This window comes from Shewanella psychrotolerans (assembly GCF_019457595.1).
GTDB lineage: Bacteria > Pseudomonadota > Gammaproteobacteria > Enterobacterales > Shewanellaceae > Shewanella > Shewanella psychrotolerans.
Map to the genome: position 1 here is coordinate 2,281,254 of NZ_CP080419.1, position 16,988 is coordinate 2,298,241.

The 16,988-nt window shown below is 43.0% G+C and carries 16 protein-coding genes; 12 read left to right on the forward strand and 4 right to left on the reverse strand.

Translation table 11 applies throughout. From position 1 onward, the window contains the following. Positions 1–184: 184 nt before the first annotated feature. Positions 185–1,240 carry a succinylglutamate desuccinylase gene (gene astE / locus K0I62_RS10080; protein WP_220068039.1) on the reverse strand — a complete coding sequence of 352 codons (1,056 nt, stop codon included), beginning with the start codon at positions 1,238–1,240 and terminating at the stop codon, positions 185–187. Between the two features lie 377 nt (positions 1,241–1,617). Between astE and msrA the strand changes: the two genes are divergently transcribed. Then, positions 1,618–2,097, forward strand: coding sequence for a peptide-methionine (S)-S-oxide reductase MsrA (gene msrA, locus K0I62_RS10085; RefSeq protein WP_220068040.1), 480 nt, complete (start codon positions 1,618–1,620; stop codon positions 2,095–2,097). A gap of 134 nt (positions 2,098–2,231) precedes the next feature. Here msrA and pgm read toward each other — a convergent pair whose 3' ends face one another. Both pgm and seqA read right to left on the reverse strand, forming a co-directional pair. Continuing rightward, positions 2,232–3,887: a phosphoglucomutase (alpha-D-glucose-1,6-bisphosphate-dependent) gene (gene pgm, locus K0I62_RS10090; protein ID WP_220071340.1), complete on the reverse strand. Its 1,656-nt coding sequence runs from the start codon at positions 3,885–3,887 to the stop codon at positions 2,232–2,234. Between the two features lie 54 nt (positions 3,888–3,941). After that, positions 3,942–4,487 carry a replication initiation negative regulator SeqA gene (gene seqA / locus K0I62_RS10095; protein WP_220068041.1) on the reverse strand — a complete coding sequence of 182 codons (546 nt, stop codon included), beginning with the start codon at positions 4,485–4,487 and terminating at the stop codon, positions 3,942–3,944. Positions 4,488–4,762: 275 nt separating this feature from the next. Here seqA and K0I62_RS10100 point away from each other — a divergent pair, with 275 nt between their 5' ends. From K0I62_RS10100 to K0I62_RS10140, 9 genes are all read left to right on the forward strand, one after another. Next, positions 4,763–5,578, forward strand: coding sequence for an alpha/beta fold hydrolase (locus K0I62_RS10100; protein ID WP_220068042.1), 816 nt, complete (start codon positions 4,763–4,765; stop codon positions 5,576–5,578). 161 nt (positions 5,579–5,739) lie between these two features. Next, entirely contained in the window at positions 5,740–5,961 is a 222-nt protein-coding gene (locus K0I62_RS10105; protein ID WP_220068043.1) for a DUF2788 domain-containing protein, read from the forward strand. 11 nt (positions 5,962–5,972) lie between these two features. After that, the gene (gene ybfE, locus K0I62_RS10110) at positions 5,973–6,245 is read left to right on the forward strand and encodes a LexA regulated protein (protein ID WP_220060958.1); all 273 of its coding nucleotides are present in this window, start codon (positions 5,973–5,975) and stop codon (positions 6,243–6,245) included. A gap of 53 nt (positions 6,246–6,298) precedes the next feature. Then, positions 6,299–6,826: a flavodoxin FldA gene (gene fldA / locus K0I62_RS10115; RefSeq protein WP_220068044.1), complete on the forward strand. Its 528-nt coding sequence runs from the start codon at positions 6,299–6,301 to the stop codon at positions 6,824–6,826. A gap of 123 nt (positions 6,827–6,949) precedes the next feature. Continuing rightward, a complete protein-coding gene (earP, locus tag K0I62_RS10120) occupies positions 6,950–8,155 on the forward strand; it encodes an elongation factor P maturation arginine rhamnosyltransferase EarP (RefSeq protein ID WP_220068045.1) in 1,206 nt (401 codons plus the stop codon). A gap of 45 nt (positions 8,156–8,200) precedes the next feature. Further along, positions 8,201–8,761 carry an elongation factor P gene (efp, locus tag K0I62_RS10125; protein WP_220068046.1) on the forward strand — a complete coding sequence of 187 codons (561 nt, stop codon included), beginning with the start codon at positions 8,201–8,203 and terminating at the stop codon, positions 8,759–8,761. A gap of 263 nt (positions 8,762–9,024) precedes the next feature. After that, positions 9,025–10,239 carry a pyridoxal phosphate-dependent aminotransferase gene (locus K0I62_RS10130; protein ID WP_220068047.1) on the forward strand — a complete coding sequence of 405 codons (1,215 nt, stop codon included), beginning with the start codon at positions 9,025–9,027 and terminating at the stop codon, positions 10,237–10,239. A gap of 118 nt (positions 10,240–10,357) precedes the next feature. Then, entirely contained in the window at positions 10,358–10,945 is a 588-nt protein-coding gene (gene yfbR, locus K0I62_RS10135; RefSeq protein WP_220068048.1) for a 5'-deoxynucleotidase, read from the forward strand. A gap of 38 nt (positions 10,946–10,983) precedes the next feature. After that, entirely contained in the window at positions 10,984–12,309 is a 1,326-nt protein-coding gene (locus K0I62_RS10140; protein ID WP_220068049.1) for an anti-phage deoxyguanosine triphosphatase, read from the forward strand. Positions 12,310–12,538: 229 nt separating this feature from the next. Here the strand turns inward: K0I62_RS10140 and K0I62_RS10145 are convergent, their stop codons facing one another. Beyond that, the gene (locus K0I62_RS10145) at positions 12,539–13,171 is read right to left on the reverse strand and encodes a YchE family NAAT transporter (protein WP_220068050.1); all 633 of its coding nucleotides are present in this window, start codon (positions 13,169–13,171) and stop codon (positions 12,539–12,541) included. A gap of 328 nt (positions 13,172–13,499) precedes the next feature. Between K0I62_RS10145 and adhE the strand changes: the two genes are divergently transcribed. Continuing rightward, positions 13,500–16,118 carry a bifunctional acetaldehyde-CoA/alcohol dehydrogenase gene (adhE, locus tag K0I62_RS10150; RefSeq protein ID WP_220068051.1) on the forward strand — a complete coding sequence of 873 codons (2,619 nt, stop codon included), beginning with the start codon at positions 13,500–13,502 and terminating at the stop codon, positions 16,116–16,118. A gap of 228 nt (positions 16,119–16,346) precedes the next feature. Then, on the forward strand, positions 16,347–16,985 hold the full coding sequence (locus tag K0I62_RS10155) for a 2OG-Fe(II) oxygenase (protein WP_220068052.1): 639 nt from the start codon (positions 16,347–16,349) through the stop codon (positions 16,983–16,985). Positions 16,986–16,988 lie beyond the last annotated feature (3 nt).

The following is a 16,988-nucleotide window of genomic DNA, read 5'->3' on the forward strand; positions in this document are numbered from 1 at the left end:
TTATCAGCTGAGTTTTCTTGTTATCTGGTTGCGAATGCAGACACCACTCGCTCTCTTTGTTAATTACGCGGCCTTAAAATTACGTTAACGTAAACTACCTATCAAGCTTAACGAGTTTAAAGCCACTAACTAGCATCCTCACCGGATGTATATCTAGCTTTACAACACTCTGTTCTAACCCGTATCACTCTATGCTGTAATCTTTTGCGGGAATTAAACATAACACAGTACGCTGGCCTATTGGCACGTTGGCATTTGGGAAAACAATGGCTTCACTTGGGGCCTCAACTTTAATATCTCTTCCCCCCTCTTTTGCTAATACATAGCCCTTAGGAAAAGTGGTGAAGTTCTCCACATTATTCGCAAATGTAAATTCAAAGTCATCAAAATGCTTATTAATAGAACGATTGACTTGATAAAGATTGAGCTTGCTCTCATCAAATGAGTCTAACTCTAGCGCTTGACCTGTGATCAAGCGGCACAACATCTCTTTTAAGGCGATATACCGTGTCATATCATTTTGACCCATAGGCATCACCTTGCCCAGCTCGATAGTAAATGCTTCGGCTTGGTAGCTATTCCATGAAAAATAGCTAAAGGTGGTGGTTGGCTCATGATGAAACAGCACAGTTTTGATGCCACACGCCGCAAGAAACATTAACTGCTCCTGACTATAAGGCTTCGCACCACGGTAGGGGTAAATGGCAAACTTCTCATGTTTTGAGCCACGTATTGCGGTATGCAGATCGTAATGACAACGTGGCCCGGTTGCTTTGATACTATTAAAGAACTTGCCAACATACTGCTCAAGTTTTTTAGCCCGCACCCGCTCAGCGTTCACTAGACCTTCCCCCTGCGAATGGGCACCACTAAAGAGTCTATTGAGGTTTTCTTCTACAAAGCGGGTGCCATTGAGAATAGCTGGAGGATTGCCAATAAGAAATAAAATTCGATGACGGCACACGAGTTGACCCGTCAGCAACGCCATGATCAGGCTATTACAGAGTTCAATCGGGGCGGTTTCATTACCATGTACTGCAGAAGAGATCACGATACTTTTTACTTGATTTTCAGGTGTATTTGCAGATTCAAGGCGGGGCTCGAACACAATAACCCCAGTATCCCATACCTCAACGTCGGTATGTTCGTCGACGCTAAATGACAGTGCCTCATCGATAGATTTAGGGTTAGCAAGTGTGAATTGCAAAAAGTCTTTCGACAAATTCAGTGCGTGTGACACAAGAAAACTCCTTACATTTATCATTCCTTAAGGCGCTTATGATCAGGCGCTTAAGGGATGTGTCCTTTGATTTATTAGAATTATAATCAGCGAGTGGCATAGTATCATTTAACGGAAAAGACAGCTATTTATCCACGAATATCAAACGTAGAAACCCAATATTAATAGCAAAAATGCTCTTGCATTACTATTGGTAGTAGTGCCAAAATAAGGACATCTAGCCATCTAAACGGATAGAAGCATAAAATTTGACTGCTAATATTAGACGGTGGCATTTAAACAAAGGTTAAACGCTAGCTATATCACTTATCAGCTTTTAATCGGCCACGATTTGGTTAGTAGGTCTCTAGCGAATACGTATCATGGGGTAACGAGTAATGGCTTTAGCGACATTTGGTGCAGGGTGTTTTTGGGGCGTTGAATACTTCTTCAAGCAAATAGAAGGTGTAACAACAGCAACCTCTGGTTACATGGGCGGTGACGACAACGCAGCCACTTATGAGCAAGTAAAAGCGGGCAATAGCGGTCACGCTGAAGTGGTCCAAGTTGAGTATGATGAAACACGCGTAGATTATGAACAACTACTCGCGGTATTTTGGTCTAATCACAACCCGACTATGCTCAATATGCAAGGCGGTGACATTGGCCATCAGTATCGAAGTGCGATCTTCTTCCATGACAAACAACAAAAAGCGCTAGCTGAGAGCGCTAAACTGGCGCTTGCTCGTAGTGGAAAGTGGGGACAGAGACCCATAGTGACCGAAATTGTTCCTGCAGTCACCTTCCACAGAGCTGAAGAGTATCACCAGAACTACTTAGAAAAGAATAATCTTCCATCCTGCCACCTGACCTACTAAACCACCTCACTGAATAAAACTTAGTGACGAATAAAAAGACCCCATCGAAATAGATGGGGTCTTTGTCGTTGTTTCTAATTGCTGGCAACTAAGTCATTTTTAATATTTGACTATAACGGTCACTGTGGCTGACACTATGTTAACAGGGTGTCAATCATCTCTTGTGCTTGGGTCAATACCTGCTCGAGATGGTCACTGGACACAAAACTTTCACCGTAGAGCTTAAACAGTGCTTCAGTTCCCGACGGGCGCGCCGCAAACCAAGCATTTTTTGTCACTACTTTTATGCCACCAATGGCAGCTTTGTTACCGGGTGCGTGAGTAAGCACATCAGTAATCGCGTCACCCGCAAGTTGGTCACAGCCTAATTGCGTTGTAGTCACCCGTTCGCTAATCAGTTGATTAAACTTAGCTTTACGCTTTGGTTTTACTGGACTATCAACTCTTTGATAAAAACTCTCGCCATGACGCTCTACCATCTGCTGATATAGCTGCGCTGGTGTATACCCGGTTACCGCTAAGATCTCTGCCGCCAACAACGCCAAAATAAAGCCATCTTTATCGGTACACCAGGTACGGCCATCACGCTGTAAAAATGCCGCCCCCGCACTCTCCTCTCCGCCAAATGCAAAGCTTGCGTCCGCGAGGCCGTCGACAAACCATTTAAATCCAACAGGGACTTCACTCATGGTGCGTTTTCGTTCGGCGCAAACCCGATCAATCATCGCACTCGAAACAAGGGTTTTACCGATAATGAGATCCACAGACCAATCGGGGCGATGCATTAATAGATACTCAATCGCAACGGCCAAATAATGGTTAGGATTCATCAAACCTGTGCCAGGGCAAACAATGCCGTGGCGATCATAATCTGGATCATTACCCACACAAATATCGAAATCGTTTTGGTGTTCGAGTAACCCCGCCATCGCATAAGGTGATGAACAATCCATTCGGATCTTGCCGTCCTTATCCAATGTCATAAAGCTAAATGTGGGGTCGACTTTGTCGTTAACCAGTTCAATGTCGATATCGTAGCGACTGGCGATCTTACTCCAGTAATGGATCCCCGAGCCGCCTAGAGGGTCGACGCCAATCTTTATTCCAGCTTTGCTAATTGCTTGCATATCGATAACATCATCGAGCGCGTCAATATAAGCAGACATAAAGTCGGTCTCTACGATCAGCGCTGTGTGGACAGCAATTGAATAGCTGAGCCTTTTAATACCTTCGAGCTGTTTTGCTAAATAATCATTAGCACGAGATTCAATCCAAGCAGTGATGTCGCTTTCAGCAGGTCCGCCATGGGGCGGGTTATACTTAATGCCGCCATCTTGAGGCGGATTATGTGAAGGAGTGATGATGAGTCCGTCAGTTAAGTCTGCCGGTTTATCTCGATTTGCGCGAATAATGGCATGAGATACCACTGGTGTTGGGGTAAACTCATCATCTTTTGCGACTAAAACTTGTATCGCATTGCCGCTAAGCACTTCGAGAGCGGTTATGTAAGCCGCTTGAGACAGTGCATGAGTGTCGATACCGACAATCATCGGCCCAGTGATATTAGCCTGCTGCCGATAATCAACAACAGCTTGTACAATCGCGAGAATATGTTTTTCATTAAAGCTCTTGCTAAATGCGCAACCACGATGACCTGATGTGCCAAAAGTCACCTTTTGTGCATCAATGCTAACATCTGGTGAGAGCCGATAATAATGGCTCATCAATTTAGGAATATTAACCAAATCCGTTTGTTGTGCAGCTTGCCCAGCGCGTTTATCTATCGCCACCATTGACTCCTATCGTGAATATGCGTGATCAAAAAACAAAATACATCCTAAGCGCTAAATATTACTAATTATCGATTCAATTTGCGCTTCGCTTACACCAAATTGCAATAACACTTCAGTTAATATGGTGCGCTTTTTAGCGGTGTTATTATTGGTCGTCACCCAAAACCCACTATTACCGATCTCTTTAGGATTGGCGGATTTACTGGCTTTGAGTAGCGATTCTTTTGAGGTTGCAAAGTAGAGGCGATCTCTGCCTTGGATCTGTAGCACCTGATCAAACTGCTGTGGCATTGCGTTATAGATGGCTTCAAGGCTATAAAGAAAACGACCTACGGCACCTTTCTGCTGAGCTAGCAACTCTTTATCTATTAGAGTCTCGATTGAATTAACCGATATTGCGACTTCAGGTCTTGTTGTCGTTGATGTCTGCTTATTTTCTAAGCTCGGTTCACTTATCTGTTTCGGCGTTTTCACTGGAATCGTTTTAACATCTAATCCGAGTAGTCGGCGTAGGATCTCTGAAGCACTCTCCCCTATGCGCTCGGTTTTGCTTGCGATATGGCGATATAGCTCTTCATCAATCTCAATATATTTCATGACCAAAATCTTCCTTAGAAAGTGAAAATTAACTCGTTCTTATTGTTTATAAACCGATCCGTACACCCTTGGCTCAGATCCGTTCCAGTGTATGCCAACTGCCCTTATAGAATAAAGAGCGATCGCACTAAATTTATCGCAGATCGTCGTTTGATCAATAAATTAACGATCATTTGCTGAAAAACCATTCAAGTGATATTCATCGATTTTCATAGTACTGTCATTTAACAGTATTTACAGGCACAATTTGACGCAAATTTTCAACAAGCTAACTCATGTCGACTCTCAACTATCAAATATCGGGTAATGGCACGCCGGTGATTCTGATCCACGGCTTGTTCGGCAACTTAGATAATCTTAGAACACTGGCTAACGCATTGACCGATCACCAGGTTATACGGGTCGATGTGCCTAACCATGGCCTAAGCCCACATTGGCAGAAGATGGATTACCCCTCTTTAGCGCAAGCGATGACGCAATTATTAGACGAGTTATCGATTGACAGCGCACACTTTATGGGCCATTCAATGGGCGGTAAAATCGCGATGGCGGCGGCGCTACTTAACCCTCAATATGTAAAAAGCCTTGTGATCGCAGATATCGCCCCCGTTTCCTATAATCCACGGCATCAGCTCGTTTTTGCCGCGCTTAATCAGTTGGATCTTAAAAATTTACGTAGCCGCTCACAAGCGTTAACCGAACTGCTCAATAGCGGTATAGATGAAGGCACAGCGCAATTTTTACTGAAGAACCTGCAAAATGATGACGCAGGTTTTAGTTGGAAGATGAACCTTGCGGGCTTACAAGCCTGTTACGACAAGCTCATCGGTTGGGATCTGAGTGATGACAATTTGCCCGCAAATGAGTTACCGTCAAATAAAATTTCGACCGAGCTCAGTTATACAGGGCCAAGTCTTTGTATTCGCGGTGGTGATTCAGATTATGTCAAAGCTGAGCATAGCGCTCAATTTTTGCAGCAGTTCCCAGCTATTCAAGCCAAGACATTAGCAGGAACAGGACATTGGTTACATGCTCAAAAACCAGCAATATTTAATCGCTTGGTGAGTGATTTTATCGCTAGCAATGATTAGGGCGTGCTGCGGTTCCATCAGTGTTTTTATCCCAGTTTATCGGCGATATTCATCACTTATTTAGATCATTTTTTTCAAATAAGTGATGGTAAATCGTATAGCAGACATGGGTTAACTATGATATATTCGCGCCTCATTTTTTCGCCTGAGGGAACGCCGTAATGTTATCTCAGTATATGGAGCAGATAGAATCGATTGGATTGGATCTGTTTTTTGCTTCGATATTTTTCTTTATTGGTATGGCAATTCATGACGTGCTAAAGCAGGGGGAAGTTCCTAAATTTGGCCGCGTTATTGTATGGTTAGTATTGTTTCTCGGCTGCGCCGGGTTTATAGCTAAAGGATTAATACAGATGTCCTGGGAAGGCTCAGGCATAGGTTAAATGTAGTTTCAATGGCAAAAGAATCATCAGACAGAACAACGATAGACCTGTTTGCTACTGAAAAGCGTCGAGGTCGCCCTCGCAGTAATCCGTTATCCAGAGAGCAACAGCTAAAGATCAACAAACGTAATCAAATCCAACGTGACAAAGCGAATGGATTAAAACGAATAGAGTTAAAGGTGTCACAAGATTTATATGACGCCTTGAATGAAAAGGCATTGGCCAGTAACATCAGCCGCAGCCAATTAATCGAGTCAATTTTGCTACAGCAGGTTAATAACTGATCTATAGCGATTTTGCATAAAATTAAGTTAATGAACTAGATAAAGGAAAGACAATGGCAACTGTAGGTCTTTTTTTCGGCAGTGATACAGGTAACACCGAAGCCGTCGCCAAAATGATCCAGAAAAAACTGGGTAAAAAGATGGTCGACGTTAAAGATATCGCCAAGAGTACTAAAGAAGAGATCGCTGAATATGATCTACTCCTTTTTGGTATTCCTACCTGGTATTACGGTGAAGCTCAGTGTGATTGGGATGACTTTTTCCCAGATTTAGAGCAAATTGATTTCGACGGTAAATTAGTGGCTATTTTTGGTTGTGGTGACCAAGAGGATTACGCCGAGTATTTCCTTGATGCGATGGGCATGGTTAACGAAATTGTTGAAGCCCGAGGCGCTGTTGTGATTGGCCATTGGCCAACTGACGGCTATGACTTTGAAGCATCAAAAGGTTTAGCCGATGATAAGCACTTCGTGGGTCTAGGTATTGATGAAGATCGTCAGCCAGAACTTACAGAGGAACGTGTCGACGCATGGGTTAAGCAGATCTATGAAGAGATGTGCCTAGCTGAGCTAGAAGATTAACTCAGGATTTTGTTCAAGCTCTGATGTATTCAAGATACAATTTGAATGAAATTGAGTTTGTCCAAAACATTATAAAAAGCGGCTTTTAGCCGCTTTTTTTAGCTAGCAATGTAAACATTACAGATGGCAAATAACAACACTCATAACCACTGGACACATGCCCACCAGACACAAGAGCACTGGGACATTTTTTGCACTGTCGTTGATAACTATGGCGATATCGGTGTTACATGGCGCCTTGCCAAACAACTCGCGCGGGAATACCTGATAGCGGTTAACCTTTGGGTCGACGATCTTAATAGTTTTTCACATATTTTACCGACGCTTAATCCAAACCAAGCAATACAGCACTTTGATGGTGTGACCATTAAGTTATGGGATAAGCCGCTCTCGCTCCAGTATCACCCCGGCAGCGTGCTTATCGAAGCATTTGCATGTGAGCTTCCCACCGAAGTTATTGATAAAATCACTCAATACCATCACTCAACAGCACTTACGGCCCCTTTGTGGTTAAACCTCGAATATTTAAGTGCTGAAGATTGGGTCGATGGGTGTCACGCCCTTCCCTCTTTACAAGCGAGTGGATTGAAAAAGTATTTTTACTTCCCAGGCTTTAATGAAAAAACGGGCGGGCTTATTTGTGAGCGGGATCTTTTTGCTGAGCGAGAAAGTTGGCAATCAGACCCGAGCAACAGAGATGGATTATTTCAACAATTGGGTCTCAAAGGCATAGGCGTAGCTGACACGGTTATTAGTATCTTTAGCTATGAAACTGAAGCCTTAGCGTCTTTATGTCAGTTATGGCAATCGGCTACAACCAAAGTCCATGCGTTAATTCCCATAGGGCGGAGTTTAAACAGCCTAGGTAGCATAATAACTCATCCTGGGCAGGTTAGTCCCGGTCAACAGTTTACCTATGGCAATTTAACCATTCATATTCTCCCCATGACAGATCAATTGGGGTTTGATCGCTTATTATGGAGCTGTGACTTTAATATTGTGCGCGGAGAAGACTCGTTTTTAAGGGCTCAATGGGCTGCAAAACCCTTCATTTGGCACATATATCCTCAAGAAGAGGATTATCATCTAATAAAATTACGAGCCTTTATGGCACTTTATTGTCATAATCTGGCGCCGGAAATTGCTGACAGCTGGCAGGCGCTGAATCTAGCCTTCAATGAAGCTAGCGAAAATGACATAAAACAGTACTGGCAAAAACTCGAATTAGCCAATTTGCCACTGATGCATCATGCTCAGAAGTGGCCAATTGACGCATTAAATGACACAGATCTTGCTTCGCGACTAGTTCAATTCGTGAAAAATAGCTAAGATACTGCGTTGAAATAGAAAAAACCTAAAATAGGAAATAGTGAAATGAAAACTGCTCATGAAATCCGTCCTGGTAACGTGATCATGTTAGATGGCAGCCCATGGGTTGTGCAGAAAACCGAAACAACGCGTTCAGGCCGTAACGCGGCTATCGTAAAAATGAAATTGAAGAACGTGCTACAAGACTCTTCAACTGAAACGACCTTCAAAGGCGAAGACAAGATGGACGATATCATTCTAGATCGTCTTGATTGTACTTACTCTTACTATGCAGATCCTATGTATGTATTCATGGATTCTGAGTACAACCAATACGATGTAGAAGCTGATAACCTAGGCGATGCAGCTGCTTATATCTGTGATGGTATGGAAGACATTTGCCAAGTGACTTTCTACGAAGGTAAAGCAATCTCTGTTGAACTGCCAACCACTATCGTACGTGAAGTCATTTACACTGAGCCTTCAGCTCGTGGCGATACATCAGGTAAAGTGATGAAGCCAGCAACTATCACAGGTGGCGGCACCCTAAGTGTTGCAGACTTCGTTAAAACTGGCGACATGATCGAAATTGATACTCGTACTAACGAATTTAAAAAACGCGCTTAATTTTTAACGTGTTTAAAAAAGCCAGCGTATATCGCTGGCTTTTTTCTGTCACAGCCTAATTAATCAGACAATAATCATGTAAAAAGCATTTTTTACAAGATAAATAACTGACCATCCATTGACAGAACACCAAAGTCAGCAGTTTATCCTGCCTCGTCCACATTTTTTATTGTTTAACCCCCTTTTAATAACGAGATTTTTTCGTTATTGTTCGCAGACTTAAGTTCAAAAAATTCTTCTTCGAAGGCATTTAAGAGGTTTCAATGCGCCCAATCATTAAGTCAAATAAGCTCGATACCGTCTGTTATGACATTCGAGGACCCGTACATAAAGAAGCCCGTCGTTTAGAAGACGAAGGCCATCGGATCTTAAAACTTAATATTGGTAATCCCGCGCCATTTGGTTTTGAAGCACCTGAAGAGATTGTCAGAGATGTGATCCTTAACCTGCCGAGTGCGCAAGGTTACTGTGAATCTAAAGGCCTATTTTCTGCCCGTAAAGCCATTGTGCAACATTATCAAAGTCAGGGGTTGTTCGGCGTCGATATTGAAAATATCTATATCGGTAACGGCGTTTCAGAGCTTATCGTCATGGCAATGCAAGGCCTGTTAAATAGCGACGATGAAGTACTGGTGCCCTCGCCCGACTACCCACTATGGACCGCTGCGGTTCACCTCTCTGGTGGTAAGGCGCAACATTATCATTGTGATGAAGAGTCAGATTGGTTTCCCGATCTTGAGGATATCAAGTCTAAGATCACTAATCGTACTCGAGGTTTGGTACTCATAAACCCCAATAACCCCACAGGTGCGGTGTATTCAAAAGAACTATTGTTGCAGGTGATAGAGCTTTGTCGTCAGCACGACATCATTTTGTTCACCGATGAGATTTACGACAAGATCCTCTACGATGGCGCCGTGCATATCCCGGCTTCAACACTCTCGGACGATATTCTTACCGTCACCTTTAATGGTTTATCTAAATCCTACCGCGCAGCAGGATTTCGTGTTGGCTGGATGATGTTATCGGGTAACCTTAAAGCAGCCAAAAGCTATATAGAAGGGTTAGATATGTTAGCCTCGATGCGTCTTTGCGCTAACGTACCCAATCAGCACGCCATACAAACTGCATTAGGCGGCTACCAGAGTATCAAAGAACTCGTCGCCCCTCAGGGAAGATTAACGATTCAACGTGATACCTGTTTCGAACTGCTTAATCAGATCCCAGGAGTCAGCTGTAAGAAACCCAAAGGCGCACTCTATGCCTTCCCTAAACTCGATGCGAAAAAGTTTAACTTACGCGATGATGAGCGTTTGGTCCTCGATCTATTAAAAGAAAAGAAGATCCTCCTAGTACAGGGCACCGCATTTAACTGGCGCGAACCCGATCACTTGCGGGTCGTATTTTTACCCTATAAGGAAGACCTCGAAAAAGCGATCACTGAATTTGGTGAGTTTCTCGAAACCTATCGTCAGTAATCACTTAGATTCCTAAATAAAAGCGATCAATTTGATCGCTTTTTTATTTTATCCCCCCTATTTCTTCACTCAACGCCTGTGGTAATGTGTTGGCACCAGTAGTAGAAATAGATTAATTATGAGTCATTTATTTGCCCATTTAGCCAGAATGAAGCTTATTCAACGCTGGCCATTGATGTACAACGTCCGGCCCGAAAATGTTCAAGAACACTCACTGCAAGTCGCTATGGTGGCACACGCGCTTGCGGTGATCAGTAATAAAAAATTTAATACCGAAGTCAATGCTGAACGCGCCGCTACTATTGCCATTTTTCATGATGCCAGTGAGGTGTTAACAGGTGACCTCCCCACTCCGGTGAAGTATTTCAATAAAGAAATCGAAGCTGAATACAAAAAAATCGAAGCGATTGCAGAACATAGATTGTTGGAGATGGTTCCCGATGAATTTAAAGAGGACTATCGCGAACTGTTAACCAGTGAGAACACCGATAGCACGTATAAACAGATAGTTAAATCGGCAGACACCCTGTGTGCTTACCTGAAGTGCTTAGAAGAAGAAGGCGCTGGCAATCATGAGTTCAAAACCGCCAAAAAGCGATTATCACAATCTTTAGCCAATAATTCAGACCCTGCCGTGAAATATTTTATCGATACTTTCATCCCGAGTTTCGAGCTAAACTTGGATGATATTAACCGCCTTTTATGATCATATCCTAAGGAACTACTCGCTCAAGAGGAGCAAAAATGACTTCAGTCCAATGGCATGAAAGACGTTTAGGCGAAGATAAACATCGCCGTAACGATCATCGGAGCCCCTATCAACGCGACAGGGCTCGGATATTACATTCAGCTGCATTTAGGCGTTTACAAGCCAAAACCCAAGTTCTTGGCGTCGGCATGAATGATTTTTATCGTACACGACTCACCCACTCCCTTGAAGTATCACAAATTGGCACAGGGATCTGTGCCCAATTAAAACAAAAATACCCGCAACTGGCGGCCTTGCTTGATTCCATGAGTCTTATTGAATCCCTCTGTTTAGCCCATGACATTGGCCATCCTCCCTTTGGCCATGGTGGTGAAGTTGCGCTTAATTACATGATGCGAAATGATGGCGGTTTTGAAGGCAACGGCCAAACCTTTAGAATTTTAACGGCCCTAGAACCCTATACTCAATCTTTTGGGATGAATTTATGCCGTAGAACCTTACTTGGGATCTTAAAATACCCAGCCTGTCACGCCGAGTTATACCAGTCCTATCCCAAACCTGAAGTCAGTAGTTATCGACAACTCAAACCATCTCAATGGCGGCCCGTTAAAGGGATATTTGATGAAGATAAACCGATTGTTGACTGGGTGCTTGAGCCCCTATCAAGCAGTGATAAAAGCCTGTTCCTCTCGACCAAGACTATCGATCCCGCAGAGCATAAACGAACTCTCTATAAATCACTGGATTGTTCGATAATGGAACTTGCAGACGATACTGCCTATGCCATCCATGATTTGGAAGATGCCATTGTAATGGGGATTGTGACGCAGGCTATGTGGCAACAAGATGTCGCAGACAAACTAGCCGCCAGCAAGGATTCATGGATAAAGCAGGAGTTTGCCAACATCGGCGATAAACTGTTCTCTATTGAAAATCACCTGCGTAAAGATGCCATAGGCACGTTAGTGAACGGATTTGTCACTGCTATTATTATCGATGATAACCCCCATTTTTCAGAGCCATTGTTGCGTTACAACGCAGCCTTAGAGCAACCATTCCAAGAGGCTTTAGACATACTAAAACAATTTGTATACCAGCGAGTGATACGTAAACCTGAGATTCAGATGCTTGAATATAAAGGCCAACAAATAGTGATGGAGTTATTTGAAGCCTTCGCCTCCGATCCCCAGCGCCTATTACCCCTCAATACTCAAGAGCGTTGGCAAGTGACATATGACAAGGATGGTAATACTCATAGAGTTATCGCTGATTACATATCGGGAATGACCGATGAGTTTGCAGCAAGGCTGCATCAACATCTGTTTAGTGCCCGAGCGGGGTCATTGATCGATCTGCAATAATAACCGCTCTGTCATCACATTTTTGCGGCTTGGACTATAGCAATCAGCATCAGAAAGTGATCTATTGCGCGTGTTTTTGGCAACTCATTCAAGGTAAATGGATGATGGAATGCTTGTTCCCTTGTGAGGTCATTCAACGTATAAGTAGAATGCTAAAAAAACGCGCTCTTTGGCGCGTTTTCCTTATTGGCTATTTGCTTCTGTACTCATTTAAACGGTGAATTTTAGACTAGCCGACTAACGTCGGAAACAAACCTTTAAATCCAGCAGCCATAACTTCTATCCCAATTGATAGCATTAACAAACCCATTAAACGGGTGATTACGTTGATGCCTGTTTTACCTAATAGTTTAAAAATCACTGGTGCCATTCTAAATAGCGCAAAACTGGTCAAACCAAAAATAATCACCGTAATAGACATCCCCATTAAATCGGTCAATGTTTTGTGCTGCGCAGCCGACACAATAACAGAACTAATGGCACCGGGACCGGCCATTAATGGCAGTGCTAACGGAACAACCGCCACCGATTCCATACCAGAAGCTTCACGATCTTCTTCTTGGTTACGTTTCACTTCACCCAGTTTACCTTGCAACATCGACATTGCGATGATTGCAATAAGCGCCCCACCCGCGATGCGAAAAGCTGACAGTGAGATGCTAAACATATTTAAAATATGTTGCCCTGCGACGATGGTGACCAAGAGAATAATCACTACGGCTAAATTGGCGTTCTTAGCGGTTTGATTTCGTTCCAATTCAGTTTGGTGGCTGGTTAAGCTAACAAAAACAGGTAGTAGCCCTACCGGGTTAATGATAGCAACTAAGCCAAGAAAAAATTTAACATATACAGTTAAATCCAATGTCATGTCCTCAGTGACTTTTACTAGGTTTCAATACTAGGTGATAAAAGTGGAATGTTGAAAAAAAGGCTACTCTACATTATTGCCTAGTATTCGAGAAATGAGATTTTCTATCACAATTCACAACTTTGAATTAAATTTTCTATTTTTAGTGCCACATTGAGTACAAATCATCCAAACAAGTTATAAATCTCGTCATTTTATTACATAACAGACGAAAAACGTGGTTAAGATCACGGATAAAATGGGGCTTTGGGTGTAATTTTTATTCACGGAGAACATTTAGCCAAAACTGTTTTTGGCTAAATATTTTTCAAGGATCTTAACTATGAACGTCACAAACGAACAGGAACTCAACCTACTGGTAGAACGGGTCGCTAAGGCCCAAGCCCAATATGCCAATTTTAGTCAACAACAGGTCGATAAAATCTTTCGAGCAGCAGCTTTAGCCGCTGCTGATGCGAGAATATCACTTGCCAAAATGGCGTCAACAGAAACGTCAATGGGCGTTATTGAAGATAAGGTGATTAAAAACCACTTTGCATCTGAGTACATTTACAACAAGTACAAAGATGAAAAAACCTGTGGCATTTTAGCCGAAGACCCTACGTTCGGGACGATTACCATTGCAGAACCCGTAGGGATTATTTGTGGTATTGTGCCAACGACTAACCCAACCTCTACCGCTATTTTTAAAGCGCTGATTAGTTTAAAAACGCGTAACGGGATTATTTTCTCTCCCCATCCTCGTGCAAAAGCGTCGACAACAACTGCAGCTAAAATAGTACTTGATGCCGCTATCGCAGCCGGTGCTCCTAAAGATATTATCGGTTGGATTGACGAGCCAAGTGTTGCATTGTCGAACCAATTAATGACCCACGATAAAATTAACCTAATCTTAGCAACTGGTGGGCCAGGTATGGTGAAAGCCGCCTATTCATCAGGAAAGCCTGCAATTGGCGTAGGTGCGGGAAATACACCTATCGTAATTGATGAAACTGCCGATATTAAGCGCGCAGTTAGCTCAATATTGATGTCAAAAACCTTCGATAACGGTGTGGTATGTGCGTCAGAGCAAGCCGTTGTTATTGTCGATGAAATTTATGATGCAGTAAAAGAACGCTTTGCTAGCCATGGCGCCTATATTTTGTCGGCCAAAGAAGCGAAAGCAATGCAAAAGGTTATCCTTAAAAATGGTAATCTTAACGCCGATATCGTAGGCCAAAGCGCAGCGACAATCGCAGCTATGGCTAATATCAAAGTGCCAGCGTCAACTAAAGTGTTGATTGGAGAAGCAACGTCTATTTCAGAAGCAGAGGCATTTGCTCATGAGAAGCTATCTCCACTCCTGGCGATGTACCGCGCAGCCAATTTTGAACAAGCAATGGATAAGGCCGAAGCCCTTGTTACGCTTGGTGGTATTGGTCATACATCTGGATTATATACCGATCAAGATACGCAAACTGAGCGTGTTAGAGCGTTTGGTTTCAGAATGAAAACGGCCCGTATCTTAATTAATACTCCGGCATCTCAAGGTGGAATTGGCGATCTTTATAACTTTAAGTTAGCGCCTTCTTTGACCTTAGGTTGTGGCTCATGGGGCGGCAACTCAATCTCTGAAAACGTAGGACCAAGCCATTTAATCAATAAGAAAACTGTTGCTAAGAGAGCCGAAAATATGTTGTGGCATAAACTCCCTTCTTCTATCTATTTCCGCCGCGGTAGCTTACCTATCGCCCTAGAAGAACTTAGCGATAAAAAACGCGCATTAATTGTTACCGACAAGTATTTGTTCAACAATGGTTATTGTGATGAAACGATAAAAATCCTTAAAGCACAAGGTCTAGAGACCGAAGTGTTTTACGATGTAGAAGCTGATCCAACCCTTGCTATCGTTAATCAAGGGGCTAAGATGGCTCAAAGTTTTCAGCCTGATGTGATTATCGCCCTCGGCGGTGGCTCACCAATGGATGCCGCTAAGATCATTTGGGTGATGTACGAGCATCCTGAAGTCGACTTTGCTGACTTAGCTCTACGCTTTATGGATATCCGTAAGCGTATTTATAAGTTCCCTAAAATGGGTAAGAAAGCGATGATGGTGGCAGTGCCTACCACTTCTGGCACTGGTTCTGAAGTTACACCATTTGCGGTGGTTACTGATGAAACAACTGGGATGAAGTATCCAATTGCAGATTATGAATTGACACCAAACATGGCAATTGTCGATCCTAACCTAGTGATGGATATGCCAAAGTCATTAACCGCCTTTGGTGGTATCGATGCGGTAACACACGCGCTTGAAGCGTATGTCAGCGTCATGGCAAACGAATACAGTGATGGTCAAGCGTTGCAAGCACTTGAGCTATTATTTAAATACTTACCTGATTCGTACAACTTAGGAGCAAAAGCCCCGGTTGCAAGGGAGAAGGTGCATAATGGCGCGACTATCGCTGGTATCGCATTTGCCAACGCTTTCTTAGGTATTTGTCACTCAATGGCACACAAACTGGGCGCAGAATTCCATATACCTCATGGACTCGCCAATGCGTTACTGATCGACAACGTGATCCGATTTAACGCGACAGACTTGCCAACCAAACAAGCTGCATTCAGTCAATACGACCGCCCTAAAGCACTATGTCGTTACGCGAAGATAGCTGAGCATCTAAACCTTAAAGGCGCAATAGGCGAAGGCATTAGTGATGAGGAAAAAGTGGAAGCATTGCTTGAAGAAATCGCTAAGCTCAAGAAGACGATTGGCATTCCGGCTTCAATCCAAGAAGCAGGCGTCAACGAAGCCGATTTCTTTGCCAAACTCGATGAGTTAGCCGAAGATGCGTTTGATGATCAATGTACCGGTGCTAACCCACGCTACCCACTAATCGCTGAACTTAAGGCACTGCTTACTGCAAGTTTTTACGGTAAAAAGTATCAAGATATCGTTTAATATCGCGATACATTAACAGGGCGCCATACGGCGCCCTTTTTTTCAATCCCCTCTCACACTCGACAACCCGAGCTAAGCAACTAAGCAACTAAGCAACTAAGCAAAAATCCCAAAGCTAAAGGATCAGGCTAAACAAATTAAATTTGTTCACACCATAGAAATTATTCGCTATCAGTTATTCCCTAACTGAGATATAAAATCTGCCCCTGTTTTTTGAGCAATACCTAATTGAACAACCGACCCGCTATCGATATAACCCAAGATATCTTTGACCACATTTGTGAAACTATCGCCGACAAAGGCTATATCGTATTACACAATCTATTTCCTATCGCAGTGCTTAATAACTTAGTCGATGATCTCAGCCAAATAAACACTAGCGCATTTAAACCCGCAGCCATTGGTAGACAAAAAAATCAACAAGTTGTTGAAACTATACGCAGTGACAAAATTTGTTGGCTAGATAACACCATGACATTCGCTGCTCCCTATTTTGATTGGTCAGAACGATTAAGACTCGCTATTAATCGCTATTTCTTTTTAGGCCTATTCGATTATGAAACCATGTTTGCCCACTACGAACCGGGCACTTTTTATAAACGCCATGTTGATGCATTTAAAGGGCAATCAAACCGTAAATTAACCACCATTCTTTATTTAAACAAAGAGTGGCAGCAAGGTGATGGGGGCGAATTACTCATGTATCGCCATGATGAAGCAATGCCATTTGAAACCGTTGAGCCTCGCCTTGGCACTATGGTGGTCTTCTTAAGCGAGTTATTCCCTCACGAAGTAAGCTTGTCCAATAAAGATCGTTACAGCCTAACGGGTTGGTATCGCATCAATGAAGGTATACCGTTAGATTAACTA

What these genes read in the sequence shown, in the direction of transcription:
- msrA (WP_220068040.1), top strand. Translation starts at nt 1,618, where the DNA reads ATGGCTTTAGCGACATTTGGTGCAGGGTGTTTTTGGGGCGTTGAATAC.
- seqA (WP_220068041.1), bottom strand. Translation starts at nt 4,487, where the DNA reads ATGAAATATATTGAGATTGATGAAGAGCTATATCGCCATATCGCAAGC.
- K0I62_RS10100 (WP_220068042.1), top strand. Translation starts at nt 4,763, where the DNA reads ATGTCGACTCTCAACTATCAAATATCGGGTAATGGCACGCCGGTGATT.
- K0I62_RS10105 (WP_220068043.1), top strand. Translation starts at nt 5,740, where the DNA reads ATGTTATCTCAGTATATGGAGCAGATAGAATCGATTGGATTGGATCTG.
- ybfE (WP_220060958.1), top strand. Translation starts at nt 5,973, where the DNA reads ATGGCAAAAGAATCATCAGACAGAACAACGATAGACCTGTTTGCTACT.
- fldA (WP_220068044.1), top strand. Translation starts at nt 6,299, where the DNA reads ATGGCAACTGTAGGTCTTTTTTTCGGCAGTGATACAGGTAACACCGAA.
- earP (WP_220068045.1), top strand. Translation starts at nt 6,950, where the DNA reads ATGGCAAATAACAACACTCATAACCACTGGACACATGCCCACCAGACA.
- efp (WP_220068046.1), top strand. Translation starts at nt 8,201, where the DNA reads ATGAAAACTGCTCATGAAATCCGTCCTGGTAACGTGATCATGTTAGAT.
- K0I62_RS10130 (WP_220068047.1), top strand. Translation starts at nt 9,025, where the DNA reads ATGCGCCCAATCATTAAGTCAAATAAGCTCGATACCGTCTGTTATGAC.
- yfbR (WP_220068048.1), top strand. Translation starts at nt 10,358, where the DNA reads ATGAGTCATTTATTTGCCCATTTAGCCAGAATGAAGCTTATTCAACGC.
- K0I62_RS10140 (WP_220068049.1), top strand. Translation starts at nt 10,984, where the DNA reads ATGACTTCAGTCCAATGGCATGAAAGACGTTTAGGCGAAGATAAACAT.
- adhE (WP_220068051.1), top strand. Translation starts at nt 13,500, where the DNA reads ATGAACGTCACAAACGAACAGGAACTCAACCTACTGGTAGAACGGGTC.